Origin of the sequence: Thalassoglobus sp. (assembly GCF_048270125.1) — a bacterium.
Lineage (GTDB): Bacteria > Planctomycetota > Planctomycetia > Planctomycetales > Planctomycetaceae > Thalassoglobus.
Genome location: NZ_JBLWTN010000031.1, coordinates 1 through 22,590 on the forward strand (window position 1 = coordinate 1; position 22,590 = coordinate 22,590).

18 protein-coding genes are annotated in these 22,590 nt (G+C 50.5%); 7 read left to right on the top strand and 11 right to left on the bottom strand.

Features of this window, described 5'->3' with window-relative positions; genetic code table 11:
• From ACN0YR_RS21915 to ACN0YR_RS21925, 3 genes are all read left to right on the top strand, one after another.
• The coding region (locus ACN0YR_RS21915; RefSeq protein ID WP_417851349.1) for a hypothetical protein at positions 1 to 293 on the top strand (293 nt) is incomplete at its 5' end.
• 299 nt (positions 294 to 592) lie between these two features.
• Positions 593 to 2,569, top strand: coding sequence for an Hsp70 family protein (locus ACN0YR_RS21920; RefSeq protein ID WP_417851350.1), 1,977 nt, complete (start codon positions 593 to 595; stop codon positions 2,567 to 2,569).
• 582 nt (positions 2,570 to 3,151) lie between these two features.
• A complete protein-coding gene (locus ACN0YR_RS21925) occupies positions 3,152 to 4,738 on the top strand; it encodes an HlyD family efflux transporter periplasmic adaptor subunit (protein WP_417851351.1) in 1,587 nt (528 codons plus the stop codon).
• Between the two features lie 253 nt (positions 4,739 to 4,991).
• Here the strand turns inward: ACN0YR_RS21925 and ACN0YR_RS21930 are convergent, their stop codons facing one another.
• The 5 genes from ACN0YR_RS21930 to ACN0YR_RS21950 all read right to left on the bottom strand — a co-directional run bounded on the left by ACN0YR_RS21930 (position 4,992) and on the right by ACN0YR_RS21950 (position 10,183).
• Entirely contained in the window at positions 4,992 to 5,438 is a 447-nt protein-coding gene (locus ACN0YR_RS21930; RefSeq protein WP_417851352.1) for a DUF309 domain-containing protein, read from the bottom strand.
• Between the two features lie 87 nt (positions 5,439 to 5,525).
• Positions 5,526 to 7,103: an alginate export family protein gene (locus tag ACN0YR_RS21935; protein ID WP_417851388.1), complete on the bottom strand. Its 1,578-nt coding sequence runs from the start codon at positions 7,101 to 7,103 to the stop codon at positions 5,526 to 5,528.
• A 562-nt stretch (positions 7,104 to 7,665) separates the two neighbouring features.
• A complete protein-coding gene (locus tag ACN0YR_RS21940) occupies positions 7,666 to 8,040 on the bottom strand; it encodes a YkgJ family cysteine cluster protein (RefSeq protein ID WP_417851353.1) in 375 nt (124 codons plus the stop codon).
• A 49-nt stretch (positions 8,041 to 8,089) separates the two neighbouring features.
• The gene (locus ACN0YR_RS21945) at positions 8,090 to 8,722 is read right to left on the bottom strand and encodes a DUF1579 family protein (RefSeq protein ID WP_417851354.1); all 633 of its coding nucleotides are present in this window, start codon (positions 8,720 to 8,722) and stop codon (positions 8,090 to 8,092) included.
• Between the two features lie 138 nt (positions 8,723 to 8,860).
• The gene (locus tag ACN0YR_RS21950) at positions 8,861 to 10,183 is read right to left on the bottom strand and encodes a hypothetical protein (protein ID WP_417851355.1); all 1,323 of its coding nucleotides are present in this window, start codon (positions 10,181 to 10,183) and stop codon (positions 8,861 to 8,863) included.
• A gap of 220 nt (positions 10,184 to 10,403) precedes the next feature.
• On the opposite strand from ACN0YR_RS21950, the gene purB reads away from it, so the two are divergent.
• Positions 10,404 to 11,834, top strand: coding sequence for an adenylosuccinate lyase (gene purB, locus ACN0YR_RS21955; protein WP_417851356.1), 1,431 nt, complete (start codon positions 10,404 to 10,406; stop codon positions 11,832 to 11,834).
• 299 nt (positions 11,835 to 12,133) lie between these two features.
• Here the strand turns inward: purB and ACN0YR_RS21960 are convergent, their stop codons facing one another.
• Both ACN0YR_RS21960 and ACN0YR_RS21965 read right to left on the bottom strand, forming a co-directional pair.
• Complete coding sequence (locus ACN0YR_RS21960; protein WP_417851357.1) at positions 12,134 to 12,556, bottom strand: FHA domain-containing protein; 423 nt, start codon at positions 12,554 to 12,556, stop codon at positions 12,134 to 12,136.
• Positions 12,557 to 12,782: 226 nt separating this feature from the next.
• On the bottom strand, positions 12,783 to 14,114 hold the full coding sequence (locus ACN0YR_RS21965; protein WP_417851358.1) for an MFS transporter: 1,332 nt from the start codon (positions 14,112 to 14,114) through the stop codon (positions 12,783 to 12,785).
• A 258-nt stretch (positions 14,115 to 14,372) separates the two neighbouring features.
• Between ACN0YR_RS21965 and ACN0YR_RS21970 the strand changes: the two genes are divergently transcribed.
• A complete protein-coding gene (locus ACN0YR_RS21970) occupies positions 14,373 to 15,176 on the top strand; it encodes a polyphosphate kinase 2 family protein (RefSeq protein WP_417851359.1) in 804 nt (267 codons plus the stop codon).
• Positions 15,177 to 15,279: 103 nt separating this feature from the next.
• On the opposite strand, the gene ACN0YR_RS21975 is transcribed toward ACN0YR_RS21970, so the two are convergent.
• Positions 15,280 to 16,146 carry a lysophospholipase gene (locus ACN0YR_RS21975; protein WP_417851360.1) on the bottom strand — a complete coding sequence of 289 codons (867 nt, stop codon included), beginning with the start codon at positions 16,144 to 16,146 and terminating at the stop codon, positions 15,280 to 15,282.
• Positions 16,147 to 16,671: 525 nt separating this feature from the next.
• Here ACN0YR_RS21975 and ACN0YR_RS21980 point away from each other — a divergent pair.
• Together ACN0YR_RS21980 and ACN0YR_RS21985 are read left to right on the top strand one after the other, a co-directional pair.
• The gene (locus tag ACN0YR_RS21980; protein WP_417851361.1) at positions 16,672 to 17,910 is read left to right on the top strand and encodes a PQQ-binding-like beta-propeller repeat protein; all 1,239 of its coding nucleotides are present in this window, start codon (positions 16,672 to 16,674) and stop codon (positions 17,908 to 17,910) included.
• A gap of 63 nt (positions 17,911 to 17,973) precedes the next feature.
• Positions 17,974 to 19,899, top strand: a complete 1,926-nt coding sequence (locus ACN0YR_RS21985; protein ID WP_417851362.1) for a DNA gyrase/topoisomerase IV subunit B — start codon at positions 17,974 to 17,976, stop codon at positions 19,897 to 19,899.
• 255 nt (positions 19,900 to 20,154) lie between these two features.
• On the opposite strand, the gene sugE is transcribed toward ACN0YR_RS21985, so the two are convergent.
• The 3 genes from sugE to hemQ all read right to left on the bottom strand — a co-directional run bounded on the left by sugE (position 20,155) and on the right by hemQ (position 22,413).
• Positions 20,155 to 20,475: a quaternary ammonium compound efflux SMR transporter SugE gene (gene sugE, locus ACN0YR_RS21990; RefSeq protein WP_417851363.1), complete on the bottom strand. Its 321-nt coding sequence runs from the start codon at positions 20,473 to 20,475 to the stop codon at positions 20,155 to 20,157.
• Positions 20,476 to 20,667: 192 nt separating this feature from the next.
• Positions 20,668 to 21,480, bottom strand: coding sequence for a TatD family hydrolase (locus ACN0YR_RS21995; protein WP_145203023.1), 813 nt, complete (start codon positions 21,478 to 21,480; stop codon positions 20,668 to 20,670).
• Positions 21,481 to 21,567: 87 nt separating this feature from the next.
• Complete coding sequence (gene hemQ, locus ACN0YR_RS22000) at positions 21,568 to 22,413, bottom strand: hydrogen peroxide-dependent heme synthase (RefSeq protein WP_417851364.1); 846 nt, start codon at positions 22,411 to 22,413, stop codon at positions 21,568 to 21,570.
• Positions 22,414 to 22,590: the final 177 nt, after the last annotated feature.

Genomic DNA, 22,590 nt, shown 5'->3' on the forward strand with positions numbered 1-22,590 from the left:
CTCACAACCCGCTGGGAACACTACTCACACTTGCACCAAGCGTTCTGGCAACTCGGCTGCATGTTCACTATCCTCAAGGCGTTTTAGGACCGGTTCTAGTAAAAATACTGTTCGCCACGAGGCAGAACCTGCAAACCAATTCGAAAGATGCTCTAGCATCTGGTCGAGTCTCTCGCGCACAGCTCGGTTTGAATATTTTCAGTGCTTGTAGTCCATTGAAGAGCACTTTCATGTCTTCGCAGACTGCTCGGCATAAGACAGGACACGTACCTGTTTTCAAAAATGCTTCATGATCAGCACCTCTTTTGCTTCAATGCGCCGGGTCTGAAACGTCCCGCACTTCTCAGGAATCTTGAAGGCCGAGCTGAAGTATTTGAGTGCTTCTGATCGTTTGCCGGCAGGTGGTGTTGATTGTATGGGAGTTCCTCCGTTTTAAGCTCTGCGTTTGAAATCTTCACGCGCCCACCCTGATGAATCCAGCTACCCGATTGGTGATGTCATGGAATCGGTGATATGATGAGAGGGAACCGTTCTGGGATGGTGCAATCGCAAAAGTCACTCTGTGTCGAAGCAGAACTCAATGGAGCCAGGAATGCCTTTAAATCGTCCGAAACAACGAGTCCATCCTGTTGGAATCGACTTGGGAACGACGTATTCCTGCCTCTCGTATCTGACTCCGGAAGGACAACCGGTCACGATCCCAAACACTGAGGGAGAGTTGACGACTCCATCTGTCGTCTTTTTTGATGGAGATGAAGTTGTCGTCGGTTCAGAAGCTCTGCGGAATTCTGTGACGAGTCCGGAGCGTGTTGTTTTGCACGCCAAACGGCACATCGGCGATCCGAACAAGTGCTGGATCTTTGATGGGCATGTCTATCGTCCCAAAGAGATTTCCTCATTGATTATCCGGAAGCTTCTCGATGGAGCAGAGGAACGTCTGGGGCGTGTTCGTCATGCCGTAATTACCGTTCCTGCTCAGTTCAGCGACGTTCAAAGACAAATCACTGTGCAAGCTGGAGTGGATGCCGGACTTGAGCGAGTTGACATCATCAACGAGCCGGTTGCAACTGCACTCTGCCACGTGTTGAGCGAAGGGATCTGGTTTGCCGAAATCGCGCAGGATCAAACTGTTCTCGTGTTTGACCTTGGAGGCGGAACCTGTGATCTCTCTTTGGTTCAGTACAACAAAGATGAAGTCAAGGTGATTGCTTCGGGTGGAGATTTGCAGCTGGGTGGACTGGATTGGAATCAACGGCTGGAAGACTTCGCTTGCGATGAATTTGTGAAATCCTCAACCAGCGATCCCCGCTTGGACTTAGAGAGTCAGCAAGGGCTTGCCATCGAAATTGAACAAGTCAAAAGAAGCCTCAGCGTTCGACCTAAAGCAACGATTCTCGTTCAGCACGATGGGCGGCGAAAGAGTATTTTGATTGAACGCGAACGATTTGAATTGTTGACGAACGACCTCGTCAAGCGGACTGAAGAGATCACCAAAGAGATGCTCAAATCTCACGGTAAAGGCTGGGCACATGTTGACTCTGTTCTGGTGACCGGTGGAGCTTCGCGGATGCCGATGATTCGGAATATGCTGCAGCGAATCAGTGGGACCACGCTCAATACGACACTTCCTCCAGATCAATCGATATCGCACGGAGCAGCGTTTTATGCGGGCATGTTGCTCAGCGGTCAGTCGCTCGAGAAGTCTTCTCTCGATGAGACAGCCTCAGCACGATTGCAAAAAATTAAACAACAAAGTGTCACTGGGCGTTCACTTGGGATTTTGATTCGAGATCCGGAAACAGGAGATCGTCGACCTCACTACTTAATCGAAGCGAACACTCCGCTCCCCTGTGCGTATCGTCAAACATTTGGGACTGTGGTTGAAAACCAGAAACGGGTTCACCTTCACATCGTCGAGAGTGGTGCGACGCTCGGGGAAGAATACGTCGAACTGGGAGACTGTTTGATTCATAGTCTCCCGGAAGAACTTCCGAAACGTTCGCCGATCGAAGTGACTATTCAGTACGATGAACAAGGGCGGGTTCGTGTTCACGCAGTCGACAGGAAAAGTGGCCAGGTCGCTCGTACCACAATTCTTCGTGGAGGGGAGAAGACGTCTGACGATGACATTGATGCTCAATCTCCAGAAGAACAACCTTTGCAGTCGGAACCTGACGAGTCGGGAGAATTCAGTAACGCCTTTGAAGCGGACTTACTCAAGATTGAAGCTGAAGATATCCCTCCACCAGTTCCAAAAGAGACTCCTGTAGAAAGTCGATCGCCGATCAAGTCGCGTTCAGCGGGAGAAGCAAAAAGGGCTCGCAAATCGACACGACCACCAAAAATCTCAAGCTCCGTTTCTCTGGAGGAAGCAGAACGACCGATTCCGTTATGCAACCGCTGTGGGAATATTCTCGAAAAAAGTGGGAACTGTCTCGAATGTGGTCGTTCCGGGACGGAGAAATCTCCAAAAAAGAAATTGGCAAAACGGAAGAAATCGGAAGATCCGACAGACCCGATGACCTCAGCGCCGACTTCACATAAACGACCCCGGCATAAACCTCGGTAAGTGATCCTTTTCCTAAGTACTGAAGCAAATCCAAAATTGGTCGCTACGTGCTGCCTCGTGGCGAACAGCCTGTGAAGCTATAAAAGTGACCTTCACGGGCACGACGGGTAGGAAAAATGCTTTGTCGTCATGCCTTGAGACGTGGTCATTGGCCTGCGATGCAGCTTTCTCTACGGAAGAGCTGACTACGCAAGCACTTGTTGAGTGAAAACTCGCTGATGCGACTGGCGTAATGCTTTCAGTTGTTTTCAATTGAAAAAAATTGAGAAGCACCTGATCTCGAAAACCGAGGCCGATTGCACGACCTTGCACGGTTGTTCACTTGTTGAGCCCTGCTGTTTGCTCCGAAGAGAGGGCATCTCAAAACAGGAGGTAGACAGTTGCAAAATAGCCGGATAGAATGAAACCCAGATAAGTGCTACCAGATTTAGCACTCTACCCCACCTGAATTTGTTCGTGTTGTTGTTATTTCCCACCTTTTTCAACGACACACAATTCACCCCACCACTCACGATATGGCTATGCGTGATCAACGACGTTTAGTGTAGCACCGTGTGTGACCTTCTCACCGAGTAGCCTGCCATGCCTCTCTCAAAACAATCATCCGAAACTTCGCGCGACGACGTCTTGCGCAGTAAGTCCTCGCGTCATGGAATGATCATCAAAACAATCGTTGCGATTCTTGCGGCAACGTCGATCACAATTCCCGTTGTCACCTTTGCTGTCGCTGAGAAGTTTCCGGTCGTGCCTGAAGAAGGGTTCGCCGTTGTCAAACGTGGATCGATGGAGCTTGTGGTCACTCAAAGTGGTGAGGTCGATAGTGCCGACAATGATGTGATCATCAGCCAATGTGAGTGGAGCACACGTGTGATCTCCCTCATCCCAGAGGGGACTTGGGTGGAAAAGGGTGACATCATCGCCGAACTTGATTCTTCGAGCATTAAAAAACGATTTCAAGATCGTGCGGTTCTTCTCGTCAATGCCGCTGCTCGCCTGGCCGATGCTCAAGAAGATCTACGTATTCAAAAGCTGACGAATGAAAGCATCTTGGCCCGTGCAGAACTGCAGCAACGGTTGTCGAAATTGCAACTGGATGGATACGTGGAAGCTGAGCATCCGCAAAAACTCAATCAGCTCAAAGCTTCAGTCGCACTGGCAGAAGAAGAACTCAATCGGGGTGAGAAGCAATTTGAATTTGTTGAAGATATGGTTCGACTCGGCTATCGAACGCAGAGCGAACGAGATCGTGAACGCATTAACGTTTTGAAACAGAAGCAAGCGTTGCAACTCGCTACGGATAAACTGAATGTTCTTCAAGACTTCTCCTACGACCGCAACCTGACTCGACTCAAGGCAATTGCCGTCGAGGCAGAACGAGAACTTGAGCGAGTGAAGATGGCCTCTTCGGCATCGATTCTCCGCCGTGAAATTACTGTTCGATCCCGAGAGCGGTCATATCGAATCTATAAGGACTATCAGGATCGCCTGGAGAAAAATATCGCAGCTTGCACAGTTCGAGCGAGCAGATCAGGTGAACTGATTTACGCCCGGAAAAGTTCCAGATCCACTTCGCGCATCGACGAAGGAAGTTCGATGCGGTACTTGCAACCCATTGCGAAAATTCCGGATCGTGATCGTCTGCAGGTGAAGTTGCGGTTGCACGAATCAAATATCCGATTGATGCGCACAGGCTTACCCGCCATCATCGAGATTGATGCAGCCGGGCAGGACCGGTATCAGGGGCACATCAGTCACCTTTCGACGGTCCCACTCGCAGGACTCTATCCAAACTACCATCTGCGTGAATACCGCGTGACGGTTGATGTCGATGTTGATCCCGAGTTAGCTCGCACAATCGCTCCCGGAATGACTGCGAAGGTCAACATTATCGCAGAGCAACGACAGTCAACCTTACAGGCGCCAGTTCAATCAATTGTTGAAGTTGGTGGAGAGCACATCGTATTCGTTCGCCACGGTAACGAAGTCGAACACCGCAACGTCGAGGTTGGGATTTCCAGCGACAACGAAATTGAAATTCTAAACGGCCTCGAAGAGGGCGAAGAAATTGTCCTCAAACCACGTGTCACCTGTGCACAACGGATCATCGCACTTCAAAAACAGTCTACTGGAACAGAAGAAGAACGATTCTGGCTGAGCATGGTTGATTAGAGCAGCTTACTCCACCGTGTACCGTGTACCCGTGAAGAACGCGTTTCATTAATAATATCGCTGTTCAACATCAGGCAGATCCTGTACGCCAATTCGAACAATGCTTAACCGAGCGGGCCAGCGCATTTGTCATTGAACACGTGGCTGTAGAGTGACCCGCTCGACTCCCGGTGATTTGGTTTGTTTCGGGGGAGAGCAGTTTTCGGCCTGCCGTGAAGCTTGTCTCTCCAAACCCTGGAAAGTACGAGAGAGCTTAATCGGGCTGGGAGAGTGCTTCGATTCGTCTTCTCATTTGCTCGATCAGCTTCTGAGTATTCGGGAGTTGCGATGCAAATCGTTTCGTAGAATCAATCTTTTCCGAGCTCAACAATTCGAGTGCCCGCTTCAGGTGTCGTTCCGCGCCGACTCGGTTTTCTTCCAGACATTTGACTCCACATGCTGCGAGTTTGATGAAACCTTTGATGAGATCAGCCTCCGGTCCGCGCCGTTCCAGCGAAATCCAGACCTGTTCCCAAGCTTCATGTGCCTCCCAGAAATAACCGTTCTCGAACAAAAACAAGGCATGCTCGAACATGCTTTTTTCATCGATCTCTTTCTGATCATGCTGGCCGTATGAATGGCCTTGGGGGTCAGAGAACGGATGCGGAGTCTTCCCCGGAATATGCGTGTACGGCGGAAGATGAAATGGAACTTGCGACATCTCAGGCGAACATTTGGGAGCCAATTTCCCGCTGGAATCTTAATCTGAGCGGAAAACTACGTCAGGGGATAACCTCATGACAGGATATCAGAACTTGCAGTCCATCAGGAAGTAAAACTGATCAGCATCGCCTCGATTGGCTACATCAGGATTAGGGTTTTTCGTGACGGCATCGCCGTAGAAGAACCAGAAATATCCAGCCTGAAGAGTGACGTTTTTGCTCGCCGCGTATGTCGCTACGAGATCAAGTTCATTCCCCAGATGTCGACTTGCCGTTGGGATATTTCCTCCAAACGGAGCCCCTGCCACATTCCAGATGGCGTCTTCAGCTTGCGCTTTGTCGAACCAGTGCCAAGCTGTGAGGAACGTCAATTTTTTAGTCGGTTGTACTGAAACTTGTGCACTGTAGTCGAGCAGGTTTTGGCCCGAGAAGTTGTCGATCAGTCCCCAGTAGGCATGCCCCAACGGAAAGAGCGTGCTAACCGTGTTACTGGTTCCGTCAGTTGGGTCGTCATCACCCGAGCCCCAGAAGAAGACACCTGTGATTGTTGGCGACCAGGCGACTTGATTGAAGGTGAGTCCGGTGTTGGTCGAGATGAAACCCGCACGAACGTCTTTTGCTGGACCAGCTCCGACGACATCCTTGCCGACCTGGAAGGCTCCTTCGTAGTCCCATCCCAGCGTCATCCACAGGTTACCACACTCATCGTTCATTGGGATCTCGCCAGCGTATCGCGTTCCAAATGTGTGCCGTTTGCCGTCGATGCGGTCGGGTTGATCGTCATCTTCGTCTAGCCATAACCAGTAGATGTCCAGGGTCCCCATCGGGGCATTTTTGTAGGTGGTATAGACTCCGCTGAACCAGCGGCTTTGGTCTGGGTGGTCGAAGCTGTATGGGCGGTTGATGTTTCCTGAGGCACCATTGACCGGCCGGGTTGCAAAAGCGTCAATCTTCCAGGCATCACTGGTGTAATAGAGTTTCGCCCCTTCGAAATTCCGAAACGTATTCGACCATGCCAGGGGGGATATGAGATGCTGTGAACCGTACTGCAAAAACTGTCGACCTGTTCGCAGTCGAATTTTCTCGCCATATCCCGTGTCGAACAACTTCACGTCGGAGTAGTATTGAAGAAGGTCGTAGCGATTTTGATCGACCGGCAGTAAGGGGAGGTCCGCGTTAAACGTTGATCCGTCAATTCCTTCAACGTAAGCGGTGAAATCGTCCCCGTGTTTAAGTTCAAAGTACGGATTGAAGCGCCATTGATTGTAGCTGCTCTTTCGACCAGTCGTTGGTGGTCGCAGTCGATTGGACTCATCGATGTAGCGGTAACGTAAAGCCCCACCGACAGAGTAGGTCCAGCTGCCCCACTTCTGGTTTTTGAGTCCACTCAAAGGCTGGTCATCGCTCAAAAGTTGGCTGCACCAGCCAGGATTGCATTCGTGATAAGAATCACAAGCGAGAGGTGGTCCAGGCAGACAGTCTGGATCTGTGATGTCACATTCGAGTTCTTTGAATGTAATAGGACTGACGACGTCGTCTTCGAGTCCCACTTCAAAAATTTCTTCTGGTGATGAAGGAATCTTCTGCTCGGAGTCGCTTTGCGCTGAGACCGAATTTTGCACAAGTGCAATCAGAGAAAAGAAATACAGCACCTTCTGAAACATCACAGCACGCTCCAAACGCGAGGGTAGTCACTGGTTCAGTAGAGCAAAACCAGAATTCGGAACGGTCACTCCGTTGGGCGACCGCAACCTCAAAAGGCTTGTTCTTGATCGTTGAAAAAACGTCCTTCTCGTGGCTGATGAGGCGCTCAAAAGCATGCTTGAAGGATCAAATTCAATAGCCACACTTGTATTGAAATCGGCGAAACTGCCTCAGCCGTTGAAACAGATTTGATCGAGCGAACGATTGACTTCGCTGTTTTCAGAATAGGCTGTAATAACCGGATAATCGGTACATCTGGCAAAGTGAGAGTTCGCCAGAGCAATTCCAACATTGATCTGAACGATTTGCCCCGTGGAGAGCAGTCTATGGAATCATGAAGTTGATCTTCATGTTTCCGGCAAGAGTAGAAAATACTCTGAGTGGCAAAATCTGCTTCATGTATGAGCTTTTACGCATCCCTGGAAGAGACTTCAGCTCGTGAAATATTCTTTCGAGGCTGAACTCGATCGAGATTTGTGAACCCGGATTGGAAAGCGACTCAGCCTTCATGGGCGAGTCGAATCACGAATAACCTTCGATCCCGGATAGCTTTCGGTAGTAGTGGCAGCCGGGGCTGTTCACTTCGAAGACCCGGCAGGTCGACGGTCGTTGATCGTAGAATCGGCACTGCTCTTTATTTTCATCGAGCCAAACACAAGGTCCATCGGTGCGGATCTCTCCGGCAGCGGTCTGCTTCAAATAGGACAAGAGTAAATCACGAGGTTCACCGGCGAGTTTGTCGAAGCGTTCGACATCTTCCGCGAAAGAAGGGTCCTCTCGAAAGTGCGGGTTGAGGGATAGCGCCACGAAGTCCGGTGGTGCACCTTGCACGTGGCAACAAACCCCGCACCCACTGCACGATTCGACAATGGGAAAGTTGAATGATGAGTCCGACATGAGATGGATTTTGAATGCGTTTTTTGCCAAGAAGCCTGCGCACAAACAATCAGTTTCGAAGCTTTCTCGCCACGCCTGTTACCTGATTCATGAGTGTGTTGTCGAATACGATTGTCCACTGCTCAGTGTCGGCAGCAGAGAAGTCGGATTCATACTTTTGAACCTGTGAAGAACTGTCAACGGCTGCGAAGGTAAACGTTTTCAGGCTGTCGTTCCAGTCTCCCGTGAGCATTGACATGTTTCCCTGAGAGTCCAGGAATGTCATTGTATATTTGTTACTGCGAGTGTTGTATCCACGGTAAATTGTCCCACGTAACGCTCCGCCGGGAAGCTCGAAATCGTGTTTTAGAAAGTACCCATTAAAGACCCACTTTCGCTCGGATGGGATTTTGAGATCAGAGTTGGTGAGTTGCGCCTCCCATTCACCGTCAAAGCGGGCCAGTTCCTTCAGTTCAGGGACATTGGGGCTTGGCTGGCCGAAATCCTTTGCATCTTGAGCGACAAGTGACGCAGTGCTTGATGATAGAATCGCAATGACGAACAGAAGCTGACGGCTTTGTGGCATGATTCTCCCCCGATTCGAGTACGGTGTCGTGAGTACTCGATCGTACGAGGAAACGATGCCCGCTTCAAGCAGTTCTCGATCCCCTGCCCGATCGAGTGTCGTTACCCAGGTTTCCACTGCTGATCTGTGGGTCGAGAATTGTGCCGCAAAAGCATGTGACGCAAAAGCAATTGTGATCTCTTGAAGATTGCTTTCGCGATTTCATCAACCGCCCGCCGCACGTAATGATGCGTCATAGCTGTCTACGGGCGGATGTTATTCGCCGAGGATCTCTTTGAAGCGAGCGATTTCCTGATTTTCGTTGACGAGATTCACGTTCGAAACTTCCAGGAATCCTTGAATGAGATGTCCGTGCCCTTTGCTATCTGGAGCGATCGAAACGGTCTCAAAGTCCGGGCTCACTTTCAGCAAGCCGTTTTGATAGTAGCTCAGTTGATTGCATGAAATCGTCGGTGTCAGCATGATTGAACCTGCTGAGACAGGTTCTTCATCGGAGACGCCGTTCACGTTCACCTGGCCGTCAGCTTCGATCGAGATTTGAGTGGCAGACTCAGGAATTGTGATCACTGGTTGAAGAACGTATTCAGCCTCAGGGTCGATGAGAGCGAGTTGTCGTTTCTTGTTCAGCGAGAATCTTCCTCGGCGAGTCAGGTAGTCTTGACCTTTCGAATCTTGCACGCGGAACATGCCTGCTCCTTTGATCATCAAGTCAAGCTGTGTTCCAGCGACGAATCGTTCTCCGAAATTGAAATCAAGTTCTTCCGTGACACCAGTGATTGTTGGGACACCGTCGATGATTTCCTCCGTGAAACGGGGGACAATACGGATGTAGCCCAGTGTCGACACCATGAGTGCGTTTCTTTGATGTATCGAAATCGCTTTGCTGAGTACCTCTTTCAAACCGGGTGTCGCTTCTGCAGATTTACTTTTCTGTGAATTGTCTGGAGGAGCAGAAGGGGAAAGGATTAGCGACTCTTCACCCAGACCTGGAATCGGGCCGCCGATCATTTTCCACATTCGGATCACACCTGTTGCATCGTCAACATGCATATCCTTGAGAGAATCAAACCAGACATCCCGCTGAGACTTTGGAGTGGTCGACAGTTCATCGTCGATCGCTTTTCGAACGGCATTTTGATTCTTGCTTGGAACTGTCTCGATCGGGGCTGCATTTTCGATATCGAGGGGGTTTGGTTCCTCGGCTCCAGGCGTTGGGTCTTCTTCAATTTCGGTGTAAAATTGATCAGAAACGACTGATGCAACTTCATTTACCTCAACCGTTTCCACAGCGATGGCGTTAGCTAAAGGAGAGTCTGCAGGGAGTTCTTCTTCGTAATCATGTTGGTTCGAGTTGTGGATTGGCTTGAGAGGTTCCTCGGGATAGTACGGGTACTGAGCCGATGACTCACCCAAGTCGTAAGACATCCCATTTGGAGCAAGTTCCTTGACCGGAAAGGTTTGCGATATCGGCGCGGAATGAGTCCGGACATCTTTCCAGATAGAAATATGCCCCAGGATGACTCCTAGAACAATGCCAAAAATGGTCCCAGAAAGGAATGTTGAGCGGGACGAACTCATGACAGCCTCCTTGCGGCCACGAGGAAATTGAACGTTATTGGACGTCAGAATCGATCCCTGATGCCCCCGATACCCGCAAACGTTACGCAATTCGGGAAAGTGCCGCAAGATGAGACATTTCCTTTGGGAAACCCTGCCCTGTTGGTTGCAGATTTCCTGTTGTCGCGAGAGCATGTTGCCTTGCAGAAAACGTTCGAAACATCGTTTGAAAGTTCCTCCCGTGTCTCACGAAATTTATCAAAATCCTCTTAATACCCGTTATGCCTCTGCTGAAATGAGTGGCATTTGGTCTGCTCAGAAGAAGCACAGCACTTGGCGGAAGCTGTGGGTGGCGTTGGCAGAAGCTCAACAGGAGTTGGGGCTTGATATCTCTGATGCACAATTGAACGAACTTCGTAGCAACGTTGACAACATCGATTTCGACGTCGCAGCGAAGCATGAACGTGAAGTTCGACATGACGTGATGGCACACGTCCACACCTATAAAGAGTTGTGCCCGCAGGCAGGCGGAATCATTCACTTGGGAGCAACCTCCTGTTATGTGACGGACAACTCCGAATTGATTCAAATTCGCGAGAGCTTGGAGCTGACCCAGTCTCGACTGGTGCAAGTGATTGATGCTCTTGGAAGTTTCGCAGAGCAATACAAAGATCTTCCGTGCCTTGGCTTTACGCACCTGCAACCGGCTCAACCGACAACTGTCGGTAAACGTGCAACATTGTGGTGTTACGATTTAGTTCTCGACCTGCAGGAAGTTGAGCATCGCCTCGCGACGTTACGCTTTCGCGGCGTCAAAGGAACAACAGGGACACAGGCCACGTTTTTGAGTCTGTTTGAAGGAGACCACGAAAAAGTCTGTCAGTTGGACAAGCTCGTCGCGGAGAAAATGGGGTTTGATCAACGGTATGCGGTGACCGGACAAACCTATTCGCGAAAGGTCGACGCGCAGGTTCTCGCAACTCTGAGTGGAATTGGACAATCAGCCCACAAAGCTGCCAGCGATTTACGCCTGCTGCAAAGCTGGAAGGAAATCGAAGAGCCGAAGGCGGATAAGCAGATCGGTTCTTCTGCAATGGCGTACAAGTTCAACCCGATGCGGTCAGAACGAATCTGTGCGCTGTCACGCTTTGCTATCAGCCTTGCTCAAAATGGTGACCAAACAGCCGCGACTCAATGGATGGAGCGGACTTTGGATGACAGTGCAAACCGACGCCTCTCGTTGCCGCAATCCTTCCTTGCAATTGACTCCGTACTGCTGATCTATCGCAATGTTGCCAGCGGATTGAGGGTCTATCCCAAAATTATCGAGAAGCGTCTGAACGAAGTGTTGCCGTTCATGGCGACTGAGGAGATCTTGATGGCTGGAGTGAAAGCAGGTGGAGACCGTCAAGACCTACACGAAGCTGTGCGGATTCACAGTGTCGAGTCCGATAAGCAAGTCAAAGAGTTCGGGAAAGAGCATGACCTCATGGAGAGGTTGGGCAACGATGCGTTGTTCGCAAATGTTGATCTGACAGCAGCTCTTGATGCTCGGAAGTATATCGGCCGCGCTCCGGAACAGGTCGACGAATTCTTGAGCGATGTGATCAGCCCGATTCGAAAGCAGTATGAGAATCAACTCGGTGGCGATGCCGAAGAACTCAAAGTGTAACGAGAACGAATCTAATATTGATCATCCATATTGATTTGCGCGTCTTGCACTTGTGGTGAGCCAGCTGTGAAGTCCTGAATGTGAGCTTAGAGCAGTTTGCTCTACCGTGTGCCCGTGAAGAACGCATTTTCTAATAAAAATGCTGTTCGCCACGAGGCAGATCCTGCAAACCAATTCGAATGATGCTCAAGTCGGGACGTGACAAACATCATCTGACAGGCATCGAGAATGCGCAAGTTCATGCAGATGTTCTCGGAAGAAATCATGTGCATAAGAAGTTGGAAATCGTTCAGCTGAGATCAGTCGTCGGAGATCAGCGGGAGATCGTTTTCGCTATCCACGCTAACGAGTTCGCCCTCTTCATCAGCTTCCGATGTGTCGATCAGCTTCGGGAGAGAGAGAATCTTTTCAGTCTGTTCGGAAGGTTCCACTTCATCTGGACCAAGGTGGACTCGGAACTTCACGTTGGCAAACGCGATTTCATCGCCAGGGAGAAGTGCCCCGCGAGAAACGCGTTGCCCATTAACCTTCGTGCCGTTGGTGCTTCCCAAATCGCGAATGAAAAGAAGTCCATCCGTTTTGGCAACGGCACAGTGAACCTTCGAGATGCTGGAATTGTCTAGAACGAGATCGCAAAGCCCTTTTTTACGTCCAACGATGGTCAGATTGCGATCGATTGCAATCGGTTGTGAACCATCGGTAGGGATCAGCTTCGCGATCATTGGCTGAAGATGTGTAGAATGAATTGACTGTCGGCAGAGTTACCGCTTCTGTTATTCTGCGATGCAGCCCGGAGAAGTCAACTCCAGCCTGACGAGAATGCCGTTCTCGTTGCTCAAATCGGGCAAATCTTATGGTTTTATCGACCAAACCGCGCAAGAGGCCTCACTAAAACGGTTCCAGTACCCTGAATCGTTAAAAATGATTGTCGCGGTTGACCAGCTTGAATCAGCTTTTCGGAGTCGCTATTGCGACTTGTAATTCGCTCTGTTCGCTGGAAATATCGTTGAGATCAACCGATTCTGGACGATAAAACAGGACCAATGGTAACAGCAGCAGGGCGGCCGCTCCGTACATGGCATTGTAAGGAACGTTCAAGCCTTCAATCGCAAAAATCTGATTCCAGATCGAGTAATAAACTCCGGCCATCGCCATTCCAATCCAGTTGGCCAGATTCATCGCTCCGATGATTCTCCCTTTGTGCAGTCGAGGAGTCGCAGTCTGTAGAAAGACTTGCAACGGAACCGTGAACAACCCGGCACAAAAACCGAGCCAGATCAATCCGATGATTGCACCGGGCACACCAATCGCAATCGTCGCTGGGGACGAGCTTGGCAGGGCCATCACGATTAAGCCCAGGAACATTCCGATTGCCCCGAAGCGAACCAGTTTTCCATTGAAGCGATTTCGCGAAAGATACCCCGCGACCAGACAGCCGAGTGCGATTCCGATTCCCGTACAGGCAGCCAATCGCCCTGTGGCAGCTTCGCCCCAGCCGAATTGTTTAATTCCCAGATCGTTCGTCGCGTTCGGGTAAACCACGCCACCTGTTGTCCAGAAAACTGAAGTCGCAACGAGTGTCCACAGCAGACGGCGGTCTTTGAAGATCAGGCGTCTTGTTTCTGAATTGACAATCAGTGTTGATGGCTCAAACTTTGCGTCTGGATTTGCGATGGGAGTCTTGCGGACCATCAACGCAGTTAACGTTCCAACGATGGCGATGCCCACGCAAATATAAGAGGCTTTCCAGAGGTCATCGTTAAGAGCCTCTTTGATTTCCCCGGAGATGGCAAAGCCGAGAATGATCGACAGGAAAGTTGTCATCAAAATCCAGCCATTCACTCGCGGGAGATCTTTCTCCGAAAACAGTTCAGGCAGGATTCCATATTTTGATGGCCCGAACAGCGCGCTTTGAGCTCCCATCAGGAAGAGCACAGCCATCATGATCGAGATATTCCCAGAGAGGAACGCGAACCCTCCCAGTCCCATCACAACGATTTCCAGAACCTTGCTGGTGACAATCAGATTTCGTTTGCTGAGCTTGTCGGAAAGGAAACCGCAATAGCCCGAAAGAATGATGAATGGAATCGCAAATACGGTCGTGGCCAATCCTTGAAGGTCAGCTTCTCGCTTGCCAGCAGCGAAGTCGATGCAAACAAACAGCAAAATTTGTTTGAAAACATTATCGTTGAAGGCCCCCAGAAACTGAGTAACAAGCATGCCGAGAAATGACCGGTCCTTGTAAATCGGCCCGTGTGACTTTTGCGGCTCATCGGCCATATTTCAATCCGTTGTCTAGTCGATAAGTTGATTCTGATCACGACTTTGAAAGTCCGTTTCGGAGCAACGTAGTCGTTCGGGCTGATCGAGGCAATCTGTTCTCGAGATTCTGGAACTCCAATCTCAAGAGTAAATTTCATATTGGTCTTTACTTTCTACCCCATGACGAGCAGTCTACGGAGTCATCAAAGTGACCTTCATCGGCACTAAGCGTGACTGAATGAAGTTCGAGTCTCTGGAATTCTGCTAAGTGAGCTGATGGGTACATTGCATCAAGTGACTCCCGGTGAGAGCGTCGATTTGTCTCAAATTACGACTGCTGGCAAAGAGTTGCACGACGATCGTGACAAAGCAGAGAGGGAGTTCAAGAACTTCCGAAAACGGATCGCTGAGCTTCAGCCAGCCTTTTACGCAGAAGGGAAGCGAAAGCTTCTGGTCGTTTTACAAGCAATGGATGCCGGCGGGAAAGACAGCACCACGCGATCCGTTTTTGAAGGAGTCAACCCGCAGGGTGTGCGTGTCATTTCTTTCAAGGCTCCCTCAAAGCGAGAGCTTGCCCACGACTATCTTTGGCGCGTTCACCGCGACGTTCCACCGCTGGGGATGATCCATGTCTTCAATCGATCTCATTACGAAGATGTCTTAATCGTCCGGGTTGATGAACTTGTTCCTCAGGAAGTCTGGCTGCCCCGATTTGACCAGATCAATCAGTTCGAGAAATTCCTGACCGAAACAGGCACAACGATTCTGAAGTTCTATCTGCACATTTCAAAAGACGAGCAGAAAGAACGATTCCAGTCGCGACTTGATGAACCGCACAAGCACTGGAAGTTTTCGCGTCAGGATTTGGAGAAACGAAAGCAATGGGATCAATACCGTACTGCATTCAATGACGTCATCACGAAATGCTCGACCGAACATGCTCCCTGGCATGTCATCCCGGCGGATCAGAAATGGTATCGCAACTGGGCCGTCAGTAAGATTCTTTGCGAAAAGCTTGAAGAGCTCAATCCACAATATCCTCCCGATGAACCGGGCTTAGATCAGATTGTGATTGAGTGAGCGGAAGTCTTTCATTTCAGATTTGAACCTGAATTACTCATCTCTCAAGCACATGAAAAATGTGAGAGTCTCACAACCTTTCTAACTGACTTTCCAACTGAATCTACGCTGCGAAAGCAAACCGGTATCGTTTCAAAACCCATTCCGTGGTGTGATAGACCACTTCTCGCCATTTGGGGTCGTGGTGCGGTTCGTGGATGAGGTCATCGAGTGGGATGAACCGGGCATCGTTGATTTTTGAACAGAATTCCCGCGTTGCTTCCGGTGAAGTGACTCTGTCTGCAGAACCATGGACTGCCAGGATTGGGAGCGGGAAACGCTCTGCGTTTGCTAATGCAAATTGACCAGCACGATAACACTCGGTGAGCGTCCGGAGGCTGATGCGGCGGTGGTTCAGGCTGTCTCTTTGAAACCTCTCAATGGCATCATCTGATCGACATGTTTGCGTGACGTGAATTTTCGTTGAGATTGTGAGCTTGGGGAAAACACCTGCAACAGGGAATGCGAGCAATTTCTGCCAAAGAGTGAGCTGTGATGTTAAGCGAAACCAGGGGGCCGAAAGCACAGCGCCGATGACGTGGTCGCTCCAACTGTCATCGAATCTTCGTAAAGCCCAGTTCGCAACGATCCCGCCTCCCATACTGTGGCCGTACAGTACGATTTTCTGGTTCGGCCTGTTCTCGATGACACGATTTGCAACAAGCGAGAGATCGTCCAGGAATGTCTCGTAGCTGGGGATATGTCCCCGTCGTCCGGGAGAGAGCCCATGTCCACGATGGTCGAAACGCATCACGCTTAACCCAGAGCGGTTCATCACCTGAACCACATGGTCGTATCGGGCACTGTGTTCACCGAGACCGTGAACCAACAGGACGGTTCCATGGGAATTGATGACCGGATGCTCCACGCAGTGAAGCTGAACACCATCAGAAGTGGTGACAGAGCTGTTTTGAAATTTCAGGATGGTCATCCGTCCTTTTCTCCTCCTCGAAAAAGACTCGATCTCTATTTTGATCGTCACCCCCGCATCGGTGACAATATCAATTGTCATGAAATTGAGTTTGATTCGTTGAAAATCTACAAAATTGCCAGGGAACTCCATTTTTCGGTTAAGATTTTCGCATGTCGTCTATCTCAATCCTTCTTTGCTCTCGTTGATGCTCGAATCTGTCCGGGATTTTTGGGAGTGAGCAATTTACTCAGTTTACTCAGTGATTGAGTGATCGCGGCTGTAGTTGGGGAACTCCCCCGAAAGCTTCAAAGCAATCTTCACGTAATGGGCAAGGACTGAATGTACTCTACTGAATGTGCTGTATTGTTCCCAAATCGGATCGGGTTGATACAATTTCAATCAGTGATCAGACCGCTTTTTTTGAATTGCAAACGTGCTGCTGAATCTCGATGAAACCCTTTCGAAGAACTGTTTCATCGTTTCACAGGAGCAGGAGTTCAGTATCGAATCGAATTACCCAGGACGCAGACTATGAGAGTTGATATGAAATTTTCCCTCTGCTTGGCGATGTTGATCATTTGCTCTCAAGCAGCTTGTGCGGACTGGAAAGAGTTCCGTGGTCCGACCGGACAGGGTGAAGCACCTGCGAGCAAGTTACCCATCAACTGGTCAGGCACCGAAAACGTTCTCTGGAAATCGAAGGTCGACGGACTCGCCTGGTCCTCACCTGTCATTCTGGGGGACAAGGTTTATTTGACAACAGCTGTTGAGAATGAATCAGAGGGACACAATCTGAATCTCGTTTGCCTGAACGTCAACAGTGGAAAGCTTCTTTGGGAAAAGACAGTTATCCAGCAGCAGGGCAAAGCCAAAGTTCATAAGAAGAACAGCCACGCCAGCCCGACACCGATCATTGAAGATAATCGCATCTACGTTCACTTCGGACCATACGGGACTGCATGTACTACGCTGGAAGGCGAAGTGATATGGAAGCAGCAGTTGGAATATCGACCAGTGCATGGAAACGGTGGTTCGCCAGTTCTCGCCGGCAATGTGCTGATCTTCTGCTGCGACGGTGGGGATCAACAGTTCGTTGTTGGTCTCGATAAGTCGACCGGAGAGATTCGCTGGAAAACTGATCGTGACACTGAAGCCCAGAAAGGTTTTTCCTTTTCGACACCACTGCTAATTGATGCAGGTGGACGGACGCAGGTCGTCTGCCCCGGATCAGACGCTGTTTTCTCCTACGATCCTCAAACTGGAAAAGAAATCTGGCGAGTCGATTATCCGGGTGGGTTTTCCGTAGTCCCTCGACCGGTCTTCGGCCAGGGGCTGGTCTTTATCTGCACCGGATTCAACACGCCATCACTGCTGGCCATTGATCCCACAGGGACCGGAAATGTCACTGAGACGCACTTGAAATGGAAGATCACACGGAAAATGCCGAATTCTCCTTCGCCGTTGCTGGTCGGTGAAGAGCTTTATGTTGTTTCCGACAGCGGGTTCGCAACGTGTATTGATGCGAAGACTGGAGAGATCCATTGGCAAGAGCGAATCGGTGGAAACTACACAGCGTCACCGATGGTTGCGAATGGGAAAATCTATTTCCAGGACGAGGACGGGACAACGGTCGTCGTGAACGCATCAAAGAAGTTTGAAGAGATTACTCGGAATTCTATCGGCAAGGATGAGCGAACCTTTGCGTCTTATGCCATCGAGGGAGATTCTCTGTTGCTTCGCAGTGAGCATCATCTCTATCGTATCGGCGAAAAGAAAAACTGATCGCGAACCGGTATTGTGATCTCTCGAAACTCGACTCTCAACTTTAGACCTTAGACTGATTTCATGGCAGCTACTGCGAAAGGAACGTCCAGCTACATGGCGGACGATATCGAAGTCCTGGAGGGACTCGAGCATGTCCGGACACGTCCTTCGATGTACATTGGAGGAGTTGATTCACGGGGGCTGCACCACCTTTGCTGGGAAGTCGTGGACAACTCTGTCGACGAATATCTTGCTGGTGAGTGTGACCAGATCAAAGTGACACTCCACAAAGATGGCTGCTCGATTTCTGTCGAGGATAACGGCCGTGGAATTCCGGTCGATAAGCATAAAAAGACAGGCAAGTCGGCTCTGGAAGTCATCCTCACCACGCTTTACGCAGGCGGGAAATTCTCCGAGAAGAACTACGTTCGCAGCGGCGGCCTGCACGGAATTGGTTCATCCGCAGTGAACGCCCTCTCCGAAGAAATGATCGCCACTGTCCATCGTGATGGTCATGAGTATCAGCAAACCTACATGCGTGGCCGTCCTCAGGGACCGGTGAAAAAAGTGAAGCCGTTCCGCGGACATGGAACAATCATTTTCTTCCGTCCCGATGTTCAAATTTTCCGCCGTATCCAGTTCAACGCCGACACGATCCGCCAGCACCTGGAAGACATTTCGTACATCCATGGCGGGCTGAAAATCATTTTCGTAGATGAAGTCAAGAACGAACGATTCGAGCTTCACCACCCCGAAGGGATCGTGGCGTATCTGTTGAAAATCATCAAAGATGACAAACGCAAAGTCGTCCACGAGAACCCGTTCAAGCAGGCGAAGGACGAAGGAAAAGTCCACGTAGACATGGTCCTGCAATGGACGGAATCGACCGACGAGCACATTCGCAGTTACGTCAACGGGATTCGAACACGAGGCGGCGGAACACATGAATCCGGCTTTCGCTCGGGAGTGGCGAAAGCGGTGAAGAACTACATGGAAGTTCACAACATCAAACCGAAAGGGCTGACGATCTCCCCAGATGATATCCGCGAAGGAGTGGTCGGAATCGTCTCGGTCTTTCACAACGACCCGATGTTTCAGGGGCAAACGAAAGATCGACTCAATAACCCGGAAATGAATTCTCTCGTCGACGGGATGGTTCGTCCCGGAGTGGAATCATGGTTGAACAATAACCCGTCCATCGCTGATGCCGTGATCGGTCGAATTGTTCTCGCAGCTCGGGCCAGATTGGCGAGCCGCGAAGCTGTCAAAGAGATCAAGCGAAAAGGTCCCGGATCAAGGCGAAGCAACTTGCCGGGCAAGCTGCTCGACTGTCGATCCAACGATCCCGAACAGTGCGAACTGTTCATTGTGGAAGGTCAGTCAGCCGGGGGAACCGCAGCCAGTGGAAGAGATTCCAAGACCCAGGCTGTTCTTCCGCTTAAAGGAAAAATTCTCAACACCGAGTCTCTCGCGCTGGGAAAAATCCTCAAGAATCAGGAAATTCACGACCTGGTCGAAACACTGGGAACCGGCATCGGCCCCAACTTCGATGTCCACAAGTTACGTTATGATCGCATCATCCTGCTGATGGATGCGGACAGCGACGGCTACCACATCAGCACACTCTTGCTCACTTTCTTTTTCCGGCACATGCGTGATCTTGTTCAACAGGGAAAGCTCTATCTGGGGCAGCCACCTTTGTACAAAATCGAAGTTGGCAAAGAGCGACACTACGCGCGTGATGATGCCGACAAAGAAGAAATTATGGCCTCTATCCCAGCCAATCGAAAAGTCGACGTGCAGCGATTCAAAGGGCTCGGTGAAATGAACGCTGCACAGCTGAAGGAAACAACCCTCGATCCTAAAACCCGTACGTTGTTACGAGTTGATATCGAAAGTGCCGTCGACGCCGACACCATCTTCTCCCAACTCCTGGGGAAAGATGCCAGCGAACGCTATCGCATCATCATGGACGAAGCTGGCGAAGTTGACGATATCGACGTTTGATGGTCCCTGTCGAATTTTTCGAATTGGCGTTCCGGTTCTGCCTTGTGGCGCACAGCAACTTTGCTGGTGAAGCGTGTACGACATCGGCACACGTTTAGAGCAGTTTGCTCTATCGTGTGCCCGTGAAGTACGCATTTCTCCAGTAAAAATACTGTTCGCCACGAGGCAGAACCTGCAAACCAATTCGAAAGATGCACTAGAGCAGACTGCGTTAAAAAGTGCAGCGACTTCAGTGAAGTCGCTGACGGGAGAAGCTCAGACCGGAGATGTGATTTTCAGCCCGGCGATGCCGATCACGATCAACATGACAAACAGAATTCGGTAAAACGTAGCCGGTTCTCCAAACAGGGCGATACCCAAAAGGACTGTTCCCACGGAGCCAATGCCGACCCAAATGCTGTAAGCCGTCCCGATCGGGAGTGATTTGAGAGCGGTCCCCAGAAGGAGAAAGCTGGCGATCATTGCGCTGATCGTCCAAATGCTCGGCCAAAGCTTTGTGAAACCTTCAGTGTATTTCAGGCCGATTGCCCAGCCGATTTCAAAAAGTCCGGCGATAAATAAAAGAAACCATGCCATCGGGAAGCCTCCACCGTTGCAGGGCCGTCCCTGATCGAGATTGGAGCGGTGAGGTCGTCCCCACTTCCGTAATGTGATTGCTGGGATTTTAGGGGTTGGTTTCAGGATTTCCAGCCTCAATCCTGATCAATGTGTCCGCAAAAGCAATGATTTCATCGCGGCAACGGGGCGGCATTTGCGTGTTTCGGCGTGCTACTCGGGGGCCTGGAATTCAAACCGTTCGCATTGTGAGAAGAACTCTAGCGGGTTGTCGTAGACGACCTTTTTGATTTTGGCTTCGCTGTGACCACGTTTACGCATTTCCTGGATGAAGTCCGGGACCGCGAGTGGATTGGATGGTCCCCAGTCGCCAGCCGAGTTCACCATGATGCGGTCGTCGCCGTAACGCTCGATGATATCTGCAGCTCGGGCGGGAGTGCATTTGGTGGTCGGGTAGAGTGTCATCCCGCACCAGAATCCACCCTCTTTTGCATACTGAACGGTGTGCTCTTCCACATGGTCAATACAAACTCGCTCGGCAGGAATGTCGTTTCGTTCCTGGAGCATGTCGACAATCATCCGGGTCCCCTTGTACTTGTCTTGCAAGTGCGGGGTGTGGATGAGCACAAGTTCGTTCGTCTTGGCTGCCAGATCGAGGTGCTCGCGAAAAATAGTTGACTCGTTGGGAGTGTTCTTGTTGAGTCCGATCTCTCCGATGCCAAGCACGCCGGGGCGATTGAGGAACTCCGGGATCATCGCGATGACTTCTCGCGAAAGAGGGATGTTCTCTGCCTCTTTCGCGTTGATGCACAGCCATGTGAAATGCTGAACTCCGCTCCAGCCTGCACGCTTCGGTTCGAATCCAGTGAGCTGTTCGAAGTAGTCACGGAACCCTTCGACTGTTCCACGATCAAATCCGGCCCAGAATGCAGGCTCACTGACCGCGACGCATCCCATGCGGACCATGCGCTCGTAATCGTCAGTTGTGCGCGAAACCATGTGAACATGTGGGTCGATGAAGTACATGCGATACACAAGGGGCTAGAGTGAAAGGGCAAGTGGAATCGATTCGCAGCTGAGTCTGTCGCTCAACGCACAGCGCTGTCCGCGAACTTATTGAATTTGTAAATGTTTGAGGATCGCTTCAGCATCCATGATGTAGCCGATGTAAAACTCTCCAAACTCCGCATACTTGGCAGAGGCCTGGTCGAACCGCATCGTGTAGACGATTTCCTTGATGTATTCCGGAGTTCGACCCCACAGGGTGACGCCCCATTCCCAGTCATCGAAACCGGTTGAAGCTGTGATCAGTTGTGAGACGCGACCAGCGAATTTGATTCCAGACGTCGCATGCTCGGACATCAAGGCAGAGCGTTTGCTGAACGGTTCCATGTACCAGTTTGCATCTGGAACGCGACTTTTATTCATGGGGTAGAAGCAGTGAATCGGCCAGTCCGGGAAGTCCGGGTAAAGCCGCTGCTTGTTCATCATCGGAAGTCGTTGTTCGTAAGCTTTGACTTTGGCAGCGTAGGACGGATCGTCTGGTGAAGTTCCGCCGAGACGTAGTTTTTCGGAATACTGCTCCACTGTGGGAACATACTCAGAGACTTCCGTCAGCGAGACGAACGAATATGTCGGTTCAAGTGCCAAGCCAATTTTTGTGGACATCAGTCTCTGGTGCAGGGCGTCGATCATCAAAGGATCTTTGTCCATTAACATCAACCCGATGTCAGCCCGGTGACCGGAGACGACGAAGCTTTGCACACGTTCCGGAGCGTGCTCCGCTTCGGGGTTCAGCACCGCTTTGAACTCTTCCACGCCAGCAGAGATTTCCTCTGGGGAGAGTTGCTGAAGCGTGACGCGATCCAGCTGATAGTAGATATGCAGGCAATGCCAGCCTTCGGAAAGTTCGATGGTCGGATCAGGAAGTTGCTGAGCGGGAGCGTGCGGTCGATTCATGTCATTCAATATTGGCAAGGCAACAATGGGTGTGAAGTTACCTTGATCATAGAAACCCACCGTCGCAAAGGAAACCATTTGAGAAAACCGTGCAGCTTTCCAGATGATGGTAAGACGGGGCAGTCGCAAGTTTGAGAACAAGAACACATTCGTGTTTCTTGTCTCCACGACTCAGGT